Genomic DNA, 17,071 nt, shown 5'->3' with positions numbered 1-17,071 from the left:
ATCACAAGAAATGCTTTAAAGACACATAAATTATTCAGTACTTATCAGTGATTTATCGAGACTTGGTATGCACTGGTTGAATTAAGCCAAAGTAATAGTATTGTAATTTGCTTCATTCGTCTTTCCCCTTATATAGAAAATTTGCACCTCGCAATATAAAAATGATCATTCACCACACACGACAACGATCATAAATACACACGCTAGGCGCAAGTTTATTATCTACGAAATTTTATCCTATTTTGATAGTTTTATCAAGATAAACTACATATTATGCGTTTTATAAATATATGCTAAATCAAACTTTTTTCTTAGCTTAACATATTAGTAACTAACACCACTAAAATTTTCCTCAATATACTTCATATTATCATACCCTTTTTCTATGTTTACCAGCATTTGATCAACTCTACTTTCCACATTTTCATTTTTATTGTTAAACATCATTCCTCCTCCCCATTTCTTTTCATTATTCAGAAAGCTAATTTTATTGTTATATGATTCTTCATCGGTATATTTTAAGATATACTCATCATCACTTTCTATAAAATAGAATGTGAATTTTTCATTTTTATAATCTACAAATGAAACTTTATAATATCTTTCAAAATATACATCTGTGTTTTCATCAGTTTTTTCTTTTACTTTTCTTTCAAATAATTCTTTCATGCTTTTTGTTGATATATTCTGCGTTTTTGGTATATAGTACCATTCGTTTTCTTTACTTTCATATTTAATGTTTTCCTCATTCGCATTTATTATAGTCATATGAACTGGCATGTCATGATAATAGAACTCAACTGTATCAATGCGTGAAAAATCTACATATTGTGCAATTCCTTTACTATTTGTAAGTTTATATGTTTCATCAAAACCTTTTTGTGCAAAATCATTGTTTCTTGTTATTTCAAATATTGGAGAACTCTCTTTCATATCTCTTTCGTATTGTTGTTCTGATATGGTATTTGCCTCAACTGCTACTAAAATCATGATTACCGATATAAATACTTTAGAAAAAATATCCATAAATATATCAAACTTAAGTTTTTGTTTTTTCTTCAGATTTACTGCAAAATACGTAATAAGCAATGTAATTAATAAACTGCTTCCTATCGTTACTACTATGTTTAATATTTTCATTATTCCTTTACCTTTCTTAAAACATAAATATTCTATCAACATTTATCAAATATACAACTTGCTTCTCGTAAATATACCTTTTACTAACTATTATTCTATTTATTTTTTTGTTTGAATAACAACATCCTTTACCTTTTCAATGTGCTACATTTGTCAAAAGGAGTTCTTTATGCAAAATCATACAACCATCTCGATGTTTTCAAATGTCGATCAAAATATCATTGATCAAGTATTACAACAAGCCAGTCATAAACACTTTGCTCGTAACGAACAAATTTTTTCCATTGGTGATACGATTCATGATATGTATCTTATTGTAAGTGGTACGATGGAAATCAGTAGTTATGATATTCACGGAAATAAGAAACTTGTCACTGTCTTAGGTGAAGGCGAATTATTTGCAGAAAGTGTAGCTCTAGGAAATGAGAATATCACACCTTTTGAAATCACTGCAAAAAGTTCACTACATGTTATTTTCTTTTCACGTGATGATGTTTTTGATTTTCCTAAGCCGATACTTAGAAATCTACTTACGATACTTTCAACAAAGAATGTTTTTCTTACACACAAACTAGAAATTCTCAATAAGACAACCATTCGAGAACGTATCTTTGAGATGTTAAACTTCTATCATCTAAAAGACAAATCGTATACAGTCCGTATCCCCTACAACAAAACACAACTTGCAGAATACTTAAGTGTGAATCGAAGTAGTTTGTCTAGAGAGTTAAAAACAATGCAAACTGAAAACATATTCTCGATTCAAAAAGATGTATTCACATTAAATCCAAAATATTTCTGAAGTGTTGCAACTATCACATTCTTTTCGATTCATTATCGATATAGTAATCCTGTAGATAACAAAGGAGAACCGATATATGAACACAAAAATGTTTTGTAATCAATGTGAGGAAGCTGCAGGTAACAAAGCTTGTACCATTCAAGGAGTGTGTGGTAAAGATAGTGAACTAGCTAACTTACTTGATGAATTAAAAGAATACCTAAAAGTATTAAGTAAACAAATTGAAAATGATACAGAAGGACACAATGAAGAAAAACGTTTCATTATGGATTCATTATTCAAACTTATTACAAATGCAAACTTTAACAAGGAAAACATTCGTCACCAAATTGAAGAAGCAAAAACGTACACAAAACGTAATGATGTAGTTGCTTTCTATGAAGAAAACGAAGATATCAATGCACTAAAATCACTAATTATGGGTGGTTTAATGGGAATGGCTGCATATCATTCACATGCAACTCATTTAGGATATGAAGATCAAGATATTCATAATTTCATGGTAAAAACATTAGCTGGTTTCAATGAAATGCATGATCTTGAAACATGTTTACGTGTTGTTGATGAAACAGGGGCTTATGGAGTAAAAGTAATGGCATTCCTTGATACTGCAAATACTTCATCTTATGGAAATCCAGAAATAACTAATGTAAACATTGGTGTGGGAACTCGACCAGGAATACTTATTTCTGGACACGATTTAGCTGATTTAGCGCAACTTCTTGAACAAAGTAAAGATAGTGGTATCGATATTTATACGCATAGTGAAATGCTTCCAGCACATTACTATCCGAAATTTAAACAATATTCACACTTAAAAGGAAACTATGGAAATGCATGGTGGAAACAAACTACTGAATTTGAAACATTTAATGGTCCTATCTTATTTACTACTAACTGTATTGTGCCACCAAAAGCAAATGCAGGATATGTAGATCGTTTATACTCTACTGGTAACTGTGACTATCCTGGATTCAAACGTATACCTGTAAATCCAGATGGAACAAAAGACTTTAGTGAAATTATTAAACAAGCTCAATCTTGCAGTTCACCTACAGAAATTGAATCAGGAAGTATCGTCGGTGGATTTGCCCATAATCAAGTTCTTGCATTAGCAGATACTGTTGTAGAAAACATTAAAAATGGAAGTATTCGCAAATTTATCGTTATGAGTGGTTGTGATGGTCGTAAACGTGATCGTACATACTATGCTGATTTTGCTAGAACATTAAAAGATGATACAATTATTCTTACTTCAGGTTGTGCCAAATACCGTTACAACAAACTAAATCTTGGTGATATTAATGGAGTACCGCGCGTACTTGATGCAGGGCAATGTAACGACTCTTATTCATGGGTTGTAATTGCAATGAAACTGCAAGAAATCTTCAAACTTAATGACATCAATGAATTGCCAATTTCATTTAATATCGCATGGTACGAACAAAAAGCAATTATTGTCTTACTGTCTTTATTACATTTAGGAATTAAAGATATAAAAGTTGGTCCTAGTTTACCAAGTTACTTAAGTGAAACTACAGCTAGTTATTTAGTTGAACACTATGGAATTAGCGGTATTCAAAGTGTAGTTGAAGATATCACAACATTCGGATAATTCAAATAACCTACTGAACCAAAGATGTCTCATCTGAGATATCTTTTTCTATCTTTTAATAAAAGTAATTTGATACGAGTGCTCAATATTGATATAATTATGCAAAGAAAAATGGGGAAAGAAATGACAAATGTAATTAAAAGCAACAAGGAAATAGCTAATAGACATGCAAGTGACCTTGTACATGTTGCAAGAAAAGAACAAGGAACAATTGATGAAAGTGTACTAGCTAAAAAAACGACCGTAAAGGGGAATATAGAAGCAATTGATAGTATCAAACGAACCGCAAAAAGTGTATATCGTTTAGCTGAATCACTTAAAAAGGATAGTAAGAAAATTTCAACTCTTGGAAAAAAATTTGATGATCTTGATACGGAATTCAAATATAGATTGAACAAAGAACTTAGCAGCAAGGTGAATAAATGAATGAAGATATATTAAATCAGCTTCACTTTATACATTCTTCATGTAATGAATTAGATATTCAAGAGAAAATACTCATTGAGAACAAAGAAGATTTATCGAAAATTTATCAGCAACAACAGCACTTTTTTGATGAGTTGCTATCTAGTGACTACAACAAAGAAGTGGATGATTTAGTAAATGAGATTATGTGTGCTCAAAAAGATAGTCTTAATAAAGTAGATGACTATCAAGAAAACCTAAAAGCAGAAAAGAAAAAGCTACTTCAAAAAGAAGAAAGTATATATGAAAAACAAAGAAACTCTGTAGATATTGGAGATACTCACTATGTCTATTAATATGTATTTAGGAGAAGTAAGAGAACAAGCAGAATATACATATCGATTAGCTATTTCCTACCGGAATTATGCCGATACTATTGATGCTACAATTCAATCATATTTACAATCTTGGTTATCAGGAATTGCTTATAAAAACAGTAAACAATATTTTGAACGTGTCTATTTACCACTTACTAAAGGACTACGATTAGTAAGTGACTCTTTAATGGATGCCCATTATAGATATATACAGATATTTGAGTCAGAGGTCTCAACCAATGATGTACTTGAGAATAAATTAGATGAAGAAATACGTCAAGTCAAATATCTTATTACAACGATGGAACAGAAAAAGGAAGAGTTGCCATATTATGATTGGTACTTGGAAATAAACATTCAAGCAATGGAACGAATAAAAAGAATACTTAAACGTAGACTAGATAATTTATATTGGTTTGATAGTTCATCTCCAATAATATTCAATGATGTTAAACATCTTATTTCATTAGTTGAAAAAGGACTTGAAATTGTCGAGAGTGGTAACTGCTATGATGAAAAGACAAAACAGTTTAATATTAAAGGACTTGATTTAGGTTGGGCAGATAAAATTACAGAATATGCGGAAAAAAGAAAAAACAATACTACATTATTGGAGCAAGAACTACAGATTCAAGAAACCGCTTTTAACGAAGCATTAAAAGCGAAATCTTATGTTACTGTAGATATATATGGACAAAAAAGAGATATGTGGTTAAATAATCCGCCATATTGGGATCAAGAAGATTTACAATTTAACGAAGCCTATGAAGAATGGCTCAAAAAAATGGCAAAAGTATATGGAAAAGAAGCAGTCTTTGGGGAAGTACAAGATATTGATCCATTGTCGCGAGCGGCATGGGAAGCAAGAGAAGGTATTGACTATAATACTGGTATTAAACTAACAGATACACAGATACTTCAAAGAAGAGCACAATTATTAAGCGGACTGGCAAACATTGGTATTGGAATGTACTGGTCTGGCTATAGTGCGAAAATACAAAAACAAAACACTAAGATTGTCCCTGAAGAAAAAACAAATACACAAAGTTTAGAGTTTGATGAAATCATAGATAACAAAAAAGTAAAACCAGATCAAATACATCATTTTGCCACAAATAAAAACAAGAAATATATTGATCAATTCAAAGATATTTCTAATAAGTATGGATTAGACTTAGATGCAGAGTGGAATAAGAAATTATTACCTCATCAAGGAAGACATCCAAATGCATATCATGATTTTGTACTAAATGAAATGATCAAGGCTGATTCACTTTCAAATGGAAATGTAGAAATGTTTTTAGATTTATTTGATCAAAATGTAAAGGTTCCAATTATAAACAATCCGGATATGTTATATTCTGAATATTGGAAAAACTTAAAATAATAAATAGGAGGACTTAGTATGTTTTATAGATTAACATGGGATATGGATAGAATCGATGATTCAATAAAAAGTAATACAAATACGATATATGCAGAAAAATCCAATTTGGGTGAAATTGTCTACAAAGATGTGAAAGTAGGTTTTTTTAGTAATATTATTTACAAGTCATTTGAGAAATTGTCAGACACTTGGCCAGAGGTTGAATTTTACTATAGCTCAAAAGCATCTGACTTAGAGAATGAATATTTGATAAATGTTAATAGATGGCCTATTATCCATAAGAAAGTCATGGAAAAATTTAATGACAATAAAATTAAAGGACTCCAGTATTTACCAATTAAGTTAATAGATGTAGTTACTGGAAAAGTAAATAATAATTATGTCGTTATGTATATAATGAATTTTATTGAAGCATATGATATGAACCTTTCAAAATATACCTACAATGAAAAATATAATGTATACAGTTTTCTGCCTCAAGATATCGTACTTGATGAAAAAGTATGCAAAGATTATGACATTTTTAGATGCAAAAAAGACTTTGTTGGAATTTATGTCTCCCAAAAAATAAAGAACATTATTGATGACAATAATTGGATTGGATTTGAATTTTACAAACAAAAAACAAACGTGTAATTAAGAAGTATAGATTTCCATCTCAAACCTCTTGTTAACACTAATACTCAAACAAAAAGTTCGCCTCAAATTGAAGCGAACCTTTTGTTATTTTTCGTTACGTCCCATAATGATTTTCGTAATTTGTACGACAATCGTTGGTGCAAATGCTAAGGCATTAATTATTGCAATATCCATAGCTGAGATATCTGCAATTTTAAATACACCATGGAATGCTGGAATTATCATGATTCCCATGATAAGAATATATCCAACAATAAATGCGTAAATAGAATATTTGTTTGTTGTTAAGCCAAGTTTGAATATTGACTGTTTTCCACGACAGTTAAATCCATGGAATAAACGTGCCATACATAATACAGCAAAAGCATATGTCATTGCATGCCCTGTACTTTGTTGAAGTCCTAAGTGGAATCCAACAAGTGTTGCAATGGCAATTAGTAATCCTTCGTAACCAATTTGTTGAAGGGTTGCTTTATTTAAGATACTTGCTTTTTTACTTCTTGGTTTTTCATATAGTAAATATGCATTTGATGGTTCCATACCAATCGCAATAGCTGGCAGTGAATCCGTCACCAAGTTAATAAATAATAAGTGTACTGGCATAAATGGAAGTGGTAAAGCAAATAGTGTACAGTATAGTACGGCTAAGATTCCTGAGAAGTTTCCACTTAATAGGTATGCAATTGCATTTTTAATATTGTCATATACATTACGTCCTGTCACAATCGCTTTTACAATTGTTGAGAAGTTATCATCTGTAAGAATCATACTTGCTGCATCTTTACTTACTTCTGTTCCTGTAATTCCCATAGCAATACCAATATCTGCTTGTTTTAATGCAGGAGCATCATTTACACCATCTCCTGTCATTGCCACATTGTGACCACGACTTTGCCATGCTTCAACAATACGGATTTTATGCTCAGGAGCAACACGCGCATATACACTTACTTTTTCAATAATTTCGTGAAGTTGATCATCATTCATCACTGCTAGTTCACGACCTTCTAATGCTAAGTCTCCATCTTTATAAATACCAATACGTTTCGCGATTGCTGTTGCAGTAACCTTATGGTCACCAGTAATCATAATTGGTTTAATACCTGCAGTATAACAATCAGCAACTGCTTGTGCACTTTCTTCACGAGGTGGATCAATCATTGAAATTAGACCAGTGAAGACTAAATCTCTTTCATCTTCTAAAGTTAGTTCATCTTGATTAAACTCTTTATAAGCGAAAGCTAGAACACGTTGTCCTTGTGTAGCAAATAGTCCATTTTGAAGTAGAATTTCTTCACGAACTTCATCTGTCATATCTAACTCTTTACCTTCAAAGTAATACTTTGTACATACACGTAATAATTCATCCGGTGCACCTTTTACATACATTACTTTTTTATCATGTACATTACATACGGTAGTCATCAATTTACGAACCGAGTCGAATGGTAATTCTTTGACACGGTAATACTTCTCGCGTAATTCACTTTCATTCATCTCAAAGAAACGTCCAAGGTCCACAAATGCAAGTTCTGTTGGATCTCCAATTCGTTGTTCTCCGTTGATAGTTGCATCACTACATAAAATTCCAATCATAGTAAGTAAGCGAATATCGCGATTGTCTTTATATTCTGCATTTTTTAAATACAATTGACGGTTCAGATAAATACTTTCAACACTCATTTTATTTTGAGTTAAGGTTCCTGTTTTATCCGAACAAATAATGGATACACAACCTAGGGTTTCCACTGCGTTAATGTTTTTCATAATCGCGTGTTCTTTAACCATTTTTTGTGTACTAATTGATAATACGATAGTTACAATAGAAGCTAATGCTTCAGGAATTGCTGCAACAGCTAGAGCAACCGCAAACATAAAGGAATCAAGTAGATTTCCTCCACGTAACATATTTAATCCAAGTACAACCAAACAAATAGCGATAATCACAAAGGATAATTTCTTTGAAAAGTCATCTAAGCTTAATTGCAATGGTGTACGTTTTTCTTTTGTGGCATTCATCATTTGGGCAATTCGACCAATTTCGGTTTTCATTCCAGTACTTGTAACTACATATTTTCCTCGTCCATAAGTAACTAGACTACTTGAGAATACCATATTGCGTTGATCACCGATTTGAATTCCTTCTTCAATAATTTGATCTGGGAATTTCTCAACACTTTCGCTCTCACCAGTTAATGAACTTTCATTAACTTGTAGTGTAAAGGAATCAACAACACGTCCATCTGCACTAATGACATCACCTGCTTCTACAAGTACGATATCTCCAACAACTAGTTCACTTGAAGGTACTTCTTTTACAATACCTTCACGCATAACACGGGTAAACGGTGTTGATAATTGCTTTAAGGAATCAAGTGATTTTTGTGCACGCACGGTTTGTACAGTACCTAAAATTGAATTTAGTGTAATTACGATTAATATAACAATCGCACTTTCTAATTCACCTACAGCAATGGAAATCATACTTGCCACAATTAAGACGATAACGAGTAAGTCTTTAAACTGTGATAAGAAAATACTTAAAACACTTTCCTGTGCTTCTGCTTCTAGTTCATTTTTCCCATCACGTTCTAAACGGACACTTGCTTCACTATCTTTTAATCCATCCCGTGAGGTTTCAAATTCCTCAAACACATCTTTCAAATTGTAATTTGTATATTGTTTCATGCAATCCTCCTGGAGTCTAGTAATAAAAAAGACTCATTGAAAACAACTTTCAATAAGTCTTGTCTTTAAAATTCAGCCAGAAACTTTCGTTTCGTGATGTTGACTAAATCACACAGATTTGTGCGACTACTCCCTTATTACTTTGCTATTGTATCAACAATATGTCATCCTGTAAAGGATTATATTCATAGGTTGTTTGTATGAATTTGTGCTATATTAGAATGGTAAGAAAAGAAGAGGAATTGTTATGTTAGGTACCATTTTATTATATACAAATAAAAATCGTGAGAAAGAAGCTAAAATCATTGATGCTTTAAAAGAAGACTTTGATATTTTGGTCTTAGATCCTGAGAACTTACATGAAACTGTAGGTTATCTATTTGGTTATGAAGGATATGAAGCAAATCCAAAAGAAAACATTGAGCCTTTTGCACACGAAGTTATTGTTTTCTCAGTTGTAGATCCTTCAATTATTTCTGAGGTTGCTAAAATATTAAAAGAACATGATGTGATGATTGATCGAAAAGCGATGTTAACTGAACACAATCAAAAATGGAAAGCAATTGATTTATTCGTAGAACTCGATGAAGAACATCATTACTTTCTGAAACGGAATCGATTGAATATGTTATTACAACTAGCTATGAAAGTAAAACCAGATACCGTTCCTGAAGATGTTCGTCCTGTTTTTCAAAAAGCGGTTGTTGAAGCATATGATGTATTAAAGAAACAAAGTTCAGCTGATGAGATTGATCAAGCCATTGCTTCATTATTACCTTACTTTAGCGGAAACGAAGCACTATAAGAAAGTAAACCCCAAGATGTTAGTCTTGGGGTTTTGTAATATAAATAAGCGATTCATATGGTTGTAATTGCATATTATCTGTATATGGACGTTCTCCATAATTTGATAATAGTAGTTCATAGTTTCGTGCTTGTTCGATTTTATAATCGACTTGTTTACCATAGAAATTATTAATAACTAGTACTTCTGTATCACCAAGAATTCGTTTATATACAAATAGTTCTGGATGATCTTTAGCAATGACTTCAAAGCTTCCTTGTTGAATCACTGGATATGTTTTTCGTAATTCAATCAACTTTTTATAGTGATAAAATACGGAATCTTTGTCAGCTAATGCGTGTTTGACATTGATCTCTTTATAATTCTTTATTTCTTGAATCCAAGGAGTAGCTTCACTAAATCCAGCATGTATCGAATCATCCCATTGCATTGGCGTTCTTGCATTATCACGTGAACGCTCTTGCAATATTTTCATAATCTTTGCTTCACTCATTCCTGTTTGTTTAAGAATCTTGTAGTAGTTTAATGATTCAACATCACGGTATTCTTTAATATCGGTAAAGTACGCATTAGTCATTCCAATTTCTTCACCTTGATAAATGTAAGGAATTCCACGCAACATATGTATTGCGGTTGCTAACATCTTGGCACTTTCTTTTGGATAAGTACGATCATTTCCAAAACGTGATACCACACGAGGTTGATCATGATTGCACCAGAATAAAGCATTCCATGCATCATACTCTTGCATTCCTACTTGCCATGTAACAAGTAAATCTTTTAACTCTTGGAAATCAAATTCTTGAATATCCCATTTGTTTTTGTTTTTATAATCGACCTTCAAATGGTGAAAGTTAAAGACACTGCTTAATTCTTGACGATTTTCTCCTGCATACTTTACACAGTTTTCTAGTGACGTTGATGACATTTCACCTACCGTAAGTGCATCGATTTTTCCAAAAGATGCATTGTTCAGTTGACGTAAATACTCATGTACATGTGGACCATCTGTATAGAAACGGCGTCCATCTCCTTGATAATCATCTTCGAGTACTTCTGGTTTAGAAATCAAGTTGACAACATCAAAGCGAAATCCACTAACTCCTTTATCCATCCAAAAATTGACAATCTTTGCCATCTCATCACGTACTTCTGGATTATCCCAGTTTAAGTCTGCTTGACTTACATCATATAAGTGTAAGTAATATGCATCATAACGTTCTACATATTCCCAGGTATTTCCACCAAACTTACTCACCCAATTGGTTGGTGGTGTACCATCTTCCTTACCTTTTCGCCAAATATAATAATCTTTATATTTCTTGTCACCCTGCAATGCCTTTTGAAACCATTCATGTGCGGTTGAGGTATGATTAAATACCATATCCAACATAATTTCAATGTGATGCGCTTTTGCTTCTTTTACTAATGCATCAAAATCTTCCATACTTCCATATACAGGATCAATATTGTAATAATCTTGTACATCATAACCATTGTCGTTTTGTGGCGATACAAAACATGCATTTAACCAAATATAGTCAATTCCTAATTGTTCAAGATAGTCTAGTTTTTCGATAATTCCCTGAAAGTCACCAATTCCATCACCATTACTATCTTTATATGATTTAGGATAGATTTGATAAATGACTTTATTCCCATAGTTATGCATAGAACCTCCTATCTTTATGCCAATTCTGCTATTTCATCTAAGTTTACTTCTTCGTGATTTACGCGATCGCTTTCTGGCAATTTTTTAAGTCCAATCACATATGTTAGTCCAAATGGAACTACAATTGCGACTGCCATGCAAACAAAGAACATTGGCCAGTGTTGTACTTGAATTGCTAAGAATCCTGGGATTCCTCCAACTCCAATTGAGTTTGCCATAACTCCTGTTGCTACAGATAACATAGCTGCAATACTTGAACCAATCATTGCTGAAATGAATGGGAATCCATGTTTAATGTTTACCCCAAACATTGCTGGTTCAGTAACTCCTAAGTAACAAGAAATCATTGATGGAATTGCAATTTGTTTTGCTGCATCGTTTTTGCGTTGTAAGAAAACCATTGCAAGTACTGCAGACCCTTGAGCAATATTTGATAGGGCAATCATTGGCCATAAAATCGTTCCACTATATTTATCCATTAACTGTAAGTCAATTGCATTTGTCATGTGGTGTAATCCAGTAATAACTAGTGGTGCATACAAGAAGCCAAAGACTCCAGCAAATAACCAACCAAATTGAGATGTTAACCCTGTATATACAACATTCGAAATTGCATCACCCATTGCCCATCCAATTGGACCTAATACTACGTGTGCAATTAATACTGCAGGAACAAGTGCTAAGAATGGAACAACTACAAGTTGTACAACACTTGGAATCACTTTTTTCCAGAATCTTTCTAAGTAGACTAAAGTAAATCCGGCTAGTATTGCTGGTATAACTTGTGCTTGATATCCAATCATATCAATTTTGGCAAAACCAAAATCCCAGAATGGAATATCGGTAGCTCCACTTACTGCATATGCATTTAATAATTGAGGAGATACTAAACAAATTCCTAAAACAATTCCTAGAATTTGCGTAGTTCCCATTTTCTTTGTGATTGACCATGTAATCCCTACTGGTAAGAAGTGGAAAATCGCTTCTCCAATTAACCAAAGAAAACTATGTACACCAGCCCAAAATTGACTTCCTTCGACAATGGTTTGTCCACCAAATTGAATATCACCAATTACATTTCTAAATCCTAAGATCAAACCACCACATACAAGTGCTGGAATTAATGGAGCAAATATTTCGGCGATATTGCTCATGAATTTTTGAATTGGACTTTGATTGTCTTTTGCAGCTTCTTTAGCGGCATTTTTATCTACACCCTCAATACCACTTACTTCAACAAAACTTTTATAGAAGTCTGCTACATCATTTCCAATAATGACTTGGAATTGTCCTGATTGGGTAAATGTTCCCTTTGCTGATGGCAATGCTTCAATTCTCTTAATATCGGCTTTACTTTCATCAACTAAAACAAAACGCATTCTTGTAATACAGTGACTAACTGCTTTGATGTTTTCTTTTCCACCAACATACGCTAATAAAGAAGTTGCATCCTTTGTAAAATCTTTCATATTATTCTCATCCTTTCAACCTGTCCGTACAGGTTTATTTCTATCTTCACTATAACCTGTCCGTACAGGTATGTCAATATGAATTGAAACTTTTTTTGTTGTATATAAAAAAACTAGCATATTATGTATCACTTTGTATCGTGTAACACATAGTTAATGCTAGTTATTTTATTTATTTTGCTTCAATGAATCCCTGTTTCACACAGTAGTGATAAATTCCTTCCTTAGAAACATGTCCGATGATTTCATTTGCAATCTCTTTTAGATCATCAGATGCATTTTCCATGGCAAGTCCCCAACCAACGGTTTGTAGCATCTCAATATCATTGTTTCCATCACCAAAAGCCATCGCTTGGGATGCATCAAATCCATAATAAGCTAGTATTTCTTCGATTCCTTTTCCTTTACCACCATTTGCTGGAATAATATCAACTGCACGATTCCACCATGCAGTAATTTTTGTATGATTTGTATGCTTCATAAGCACATCATACTCTTTTGGTGTAGCAGATACCATCAACTGATATACATCTTCATTATGAATTTCTTCATCAAAATTAGTTGATACATACACTTCTTGGTGAGCAAAAGAAAAGTACTCAACTAAATCATCATCTTTTCCATTTGCAATGTTTTTTTGAATCGTCGAAACAGAAACAGGTCTTGCAATATTTTTTGCATTATCGACGATAACCTTTACATCATTTGGATCGATTGGGTTTTTAAATATCGTTTCCTTTTCGTTATAACAATACGAACCATTAAACGTTAAATATGCATCAAAATCAATACCTTCAAAGTGTGGTAAAGAAATTGGACTTCTTCCTGTTGCAATGCAAATTACAATTCCATTTTCTTTTAATTTACGTAATGTATACAACATATGTTCTGAAATTTGCTTTCTTTGCATATCAATTAACGTACCATCAATATCAAAGAATATTATTTTTATATCTTTCATTGTCTTTTCTCATTCTTATTCAACTGGAAATAGTTGATCTAATATTACTAGTACACCATCTTCATTATTTGAAGGACATACATTTTTTGCGCATGCTTTTACATGATCAGGTGCATTATCCATAGCATAACTACGACCACAGTACATTAACATTTCTATATCATTTCCACCATCACCAAAGGAAACACACTGTTCAGGTGTAATGTTCCATAGTTTTGCGAGTCGTTCAATACCCGAAGCTTTATGACAATTTGGAACGATTAAATCAATGGATCCATGACCACTCGATGTTGGAACTAATCCTCCATCAAGTTGTTCTTCAAATATTTTCATATACTTATCTGTTTTTTCTACGGGTACCATTGGTGCAAATTTTAAAATCGTATCATTTACATCAGCAAAGTCATCTACCCATTGTAGTTTGTGATAGTAATGATTGGTTAGTTTAAAGAATTTCTCACTTACTTTTCCTCTTTCACAATATGCACTTTCAAGTCCACACATTGTATTTTTTATTTCTGGATATTGATTACAAATTTCTAGTGTCTTATGAATTACATCTTTAGGAATATCTGTCGTAAATAGGATTGTATCTTTTGCTTTTACAAGTGCTCCATTTTCAGCAATATAGCTAATCGTATCTTTAAATTCAGGAAATAGAGAACGTAGTTGATAGTATTGGTTACCACTAGCAACAACAAATTCACATCCTGCTTTTTTCATACGCTCCATAATGGCAAGAAATCTTGGTTTATCATACGTATAATCCGTACGAACAAATGTACCATCTACATCCACTGCCACCAATTTAATATTATTTGGGTTATTCTTCATTTTCTTTTCCATCCTTTGCCTTTACACGAAAGTATATAGTTTTACTATAGCTGCTAGCTACTATAGAATCAACACGTTTTCATTTTACATAAAAGAAAACTACCCAAAAAGAGTAGTTTACTGGCTTCTTCTAGCAAAATCAACAAATCTAAATTTATCCGGTCGATGTTTTGAAATCGTATATTCAAATAATGTTGCATCTTCCAAATACGAATAACTTTTTACACAAACAAGTAGATCATAATCCAACATATCAAGTACTTCTTTATCATGTTTTGTGGCTGGAATGACCGTAATTTCCTTGCGTGAAAAACTGATGTTTAAGTTCAGTTCATTTTCAATATATTCATAAATAGAATCTTGTGCATGTTGTTTTGTCAGTCCTTGGATAATATTTCCATTTAAATAATCTTTATCTAAGATGATTTTTTCACCATTGATTGAACGCACACGCTCAATAATATATACATTACCATCATCCATATGCAGCTCATCTTTTAATTTATCATCAGCTGGTACAACCGTAAATTCTTCAACAATTGTTTCAATTGTTCCATCCATTGATTCTTTTAATTCTTTAAAACTTGAAATTCCAGAAACCGGAAAAGCAATTCTTTCACTATCAAGAACAACCGATCCTTTACCAACTACTTTTTGAATGTATCCATTTTGTAAGAGCAGTTGCAAAGCTTTACGGATCGTATCACGTGATGAACCATATGTTTTCATCAATTCGTTTTCACTTGGTAAATAATCGCCCGTTTTATATTCTTTTGTTTTAATTTTATCTAACAGTTCTTGATAGATTCTTTGATATTTTGTCATACCTATATTGTATCGGAAAACAATTCATAAATAAACACCTAAACGTACAGGTACATAATTTTACTTTATCTTCTTTTCATACTACAATTGAAAATGAGGTGATTAAGTATGAGTCGTTTTGATCAAGAAATAATTAGAGAAAATACAAATAGTATCAAATGGGATAAGCGTGAAGCTGTTTTTGGCACAAAAGATGTACAACCTTTATGGGTTGCTGATATGGATTTTCAAAGTCCACCAGAAGTATTGGATGCACTAATTGAACGTGCACGTCATGGTGTATTTGGTTATGCATTTCCAAGTGAAAGAATTTTAGATTCAATTGTACGTTGGAATAAACAACGCCATGACTTTGAAATCAATAAGGAAGATATCGTTCTTTCAACTAATGTACTTTCATCGATTAAAGCATTATTGTTGATGTTAAGTAAACCTAATGATGCCATTATCATGTTTCAACCAATTTACACCCCATTCTTTAAAATCAGTGAAGCACTTGGTCGTGTACCTATCTTCAGTGATTTAGTCGCAAATAATAATCGTTATGAAATGGATTTTACAGATTTCGAAGAAAAGATTAAGCAACATCAACCATCCGTCTTTATTTTATGTAATCCACATAATCCAGGTGGTCGTGTTTGGACAGCTGATGAACTAGAAACACTTATTGCTATTTGTCAAAAGTATAATGTATCAATTATAAGTGATGATATCCATAAAGATTTAGTATTTGAAGGATATACATATACTCCAATTGCAAAAGTAGCAGGTACATATGCAGATCATATATATACATTATCTGCTCCAACTAAGATCTTTAACTTAGCTGGAATTCAAATCAGTTATGCGCTTTTACCAACAGCAACAACAGCTAAAGAACAATTTACGCAAAAATTAGATGAAGTTGGTGGATCTCATGTAAATGTATTTGGGTTAACGGCTATGCAAGCTGCCTATGAAAATGGAGCATATTGGGTAGATGAATTAAATGCATATTTAAAAGAAAACTATGAAATTGTTCGTGATGGATTAGCAAATACGAAATTTACAACTTATGTAAATGAAGGTACCTATTTATTATGGATCAACTTTGAGAAGTTTCATAAAACAACTGAAGAAATGCGTGATATTTTAATTTCTCACAAACTTGGTATGCAAATGGGCTTACAGTTTGGAGAACCTGGTAATGTCTTCTTCCGTTTCAATATAGGGACAACAAAAGCAACCATTCAAAAAGTTGTATCAATCTTACAAAACATTGATCAAGAGTATTAAAAATATGGCAATTACGCCATATTTTTTTGTGTGACGGGCAGTCATGCATATAGTCCTCAAACTGCAATGGAAATTGGCAAAGTGTTAAACATCAAATAGATATGACTAGAAAAACAAAGAAAAAGTCATTTTATTATTTCCATTGAGATAATCTTGGAAACTATAAATTGACTTTTT

Annotated in this window: 15 protein-coding genes; 8 read left to right on the top strand and 7 right to left on the bottom strand. The window is 32.3% G+C overall.

Translation table 11 applies throughout. The features are described 5' to 3' along the window. Window positions 1-324: 324 nt before the first annotated feature. Window positions 325-1,140, bottom strand: coding sequence for a hypothetical protein (locus EDD63_RS10155; protein WP_134171080.1), 816 nt, complete (start codon window positions 1,138-1,140; stop codon window positions 325-327). Between the two features lie 169 nt (window positions 1,141-1,309). Here EDD63_RS10155 and EDD63_RS10150 point away from each other — a divergent pair, with 169 nt between their 5' ends. The 6 genes from EDD63_RS10150 to EDD63_RS10125 all read left to right on the top strand — a co-directional run bounded on the left by EDD63_RS10150 (window position 1,310) and on the right by EDD63_RS10125 (window position 6,362). Beyond that, window positions 1,310-1,942 (top strand): Crp/Fnr family transcriptional regulator, encoded by a 633-nt coding sequence (locus EDD63_RS10150; protein ID WP_166667620.1) that lies wholly within the window; start codon window positions 1,310-1,312, stop codon window positions 1,940-1,942. Between the two features lie 76 nt (window positions 1,943-2,018). Continuing rightward, window positions 2,019-3,557 (top strand): hydroxylamine reductase, encoded by a 1,539-nt coding sequence (gene hcp / locus EDD63_RS10145; RefSeq protein WP_166667619.1) that lies wholly within the window; start codon window positions 2,019-2,021, stop codon window positions 3,555-3,557. A 123-nt stretch (window positions 3,558-3,680) separates the two neighbouring features. Beyond that, a complete protein-coding gene (locus EDD63_RS10140; RefSeq protein ID WP_166667618.1) occupies window positions 3,681-3,983 on the top strand; it encodes a TIGR04197 family type VII secretion effector in 303 nt (100 codons plus the stop codon). Beyond that, window positions 3,980-4,318 (top strand): hypothetical protein, encoded by a 339-nt coding sequence (locus tag EDD63_RS10135; RefSeq protein WP_134171074.1) that lies wholly within the window; start codon window positions 3,980-3,982, stop codon window positions 4,316-4,318. The genes EDD63_RS10140 and EDD63_RS10135 overlap by 4 nt, the downstream gene beginning before the upstream one ends. Then, complete coding sequence (locus EDD63_RS10130) at window positions 4,308-5,726, top strand: AHH domain-containing protein (RefSeq protein ID WP_134171072.1); 1,419 nt, start codon at window positions 4,308-4,310, stop codon at window positions 5,724-5,726. Before EDD63_RS10135 ends, EDD63_RS10130 begins: the two co-directional genes overlap by 11 nt. Window positions 5,727-5,744: 18 nt before the next feature. Then, window positions 5,745-6,362 carry an imm11 family protein gene (locus EDD63_RS10125; RefSeq protein WP_134171070.1) on the top strand — a complete coding sequence of 206 codons (618 nt, stop codon included), beginning with the start codon at window positions 5,745-5,747 and terminating at the stop codon, window positions 6,360-6,362. 87 nt (window positions 6,363-6,449) lie between these two features. Here EDD63_RS10125 and EDD63_RS10120 read toward each other — a convergent pair whose 3' ends face one another. Next, window positions 6,450-9,053 carry a cation-translocating P-type ATPase gene (locus tag EDD63_RS10120; protein WP_134171068.1) on the bottom strand — a complete coding sequence of 868 codons (2,604 nt, stop codon included), beginning with the start codon at window positions 9,051-9,053 and terminating at the stop codon, window positions 6,450-6,452. A gap of 247 nt (window positions 9,054-9,300) precedes the next feature. On the opposite strand from EDD63_RS10120, the gene EDD63_RS10115 reads away from it, so the two are divergent. Beyond that, window positions 9,301-9,858, top strand: coding sequence for a DUF3783 domain-containing protein (locus tag EDD63_RS10115; protein ID WP_134171066.1), 558 nt, complete (start codon window positions 9,301-9,303; stop codon window positions 9,856-9,858). Window positions 9,859-9,877: 19 nt separating this feature from the next. On the opposite strand, the gene treC is transcribed toward EDD63_RS10115, so the two are convergent. From treC to treR, 5 genes are all read right to left on the bottom strand, one after another. After that, the gene (gene treC / locus EDD63_RS10110) at window positions 9,878-11,530 is read right to left on the bottom strand and encodes an alpha,alpha-phosphotrehalase (RefSeq protein WP_134171064.1); all 1,653 of its coding nucleotides are present in this window, start codon (window positions 11,528-11,530) and stop codon (window positions 9,878-9,880) included. Window positions 11,531-11,544: 14 nt separating this feature from the next. After that, entirely contained in the window at window positions 11,545-12,999 is a 1,455-nt protein-coding gene (gene treP / locus EDD63_RS10105; protein WP_134171062.1) for a PTS system trehalose-specific EIIBC component, read from the bottom strand. 172 nt (window positions 13,000-13,171) lie between these two features. Beyond that, window positions 13,172-13,960, bottom strand: coding sequence for an HAD family hydrolase (locus EDD63_RS10100; RefSeq protein ID WP_134171060.1), 789 nt, complete (start codon window positions 13,958-13,960; stop codon window positions 13,172-13,174). A gap of 15 nt (window positions 13,961-13,975) precedes the next feature. Beyond that, window positions 13,976-14,794 carry a Cof-type HAD-IIB family hydrolase gene (locus tag EDD63_RS10095; protein ID WP_134171058.1) on the bottom strand — a complete coding sequence of 273 codons (819 nt, stop codon included), beginning with the start codon at window positions 14,792-14,794 and terminating at the stop codon, window positions 13,976-13,978. Window positions 14,795-14,911: 117 nt separating this feature from the next. Further along, window positions 14,912-15,619: a trehalose operon repressor gene (gene treR, locus EDD63_RS10090; RefSeq protein ID WP_134171056.1), complete on the bottom strand. Its 708-nt coding sequence runs from the start codon at window positions 15,617-15,619 to the stop codon at window positions 14,912-14,914. 108 nt (window positions 15,620-15,727) lie between these two features. Here treR and EDD63_RS10085 point away from each other — a divergent pair, with 108 nt between their 5' ends. Then, window positions 15,728-16,894: a MalY/PatB family protein gene (locus EDD63_RS10085; protein ID WP_134171054.1), complete on the top strand. Its 1,167-nt coding sequence runs from the start codon at window positions 15,728-15,730 to the stop codon at window positions 16,892-16,894. The last annotated feature ends 177 nt before the right edge of the window (window positions 16,895-17,071 follow it).

The organism is Breznakia blatticola (assembly GCF_004365815.1).
Taxonomy (GTDB): Bacteria; Bacillota_I; Bacilli_A; order Erysipelotrichales; family Erysipelotrichaceae; genus Breznakia; species Breznakia blatticola.
The sequence above is the reverse complement of the archived record's forward strand: the minus strand, read 5'-3'. Positions and strand labels throughout refer to the sequence as shown.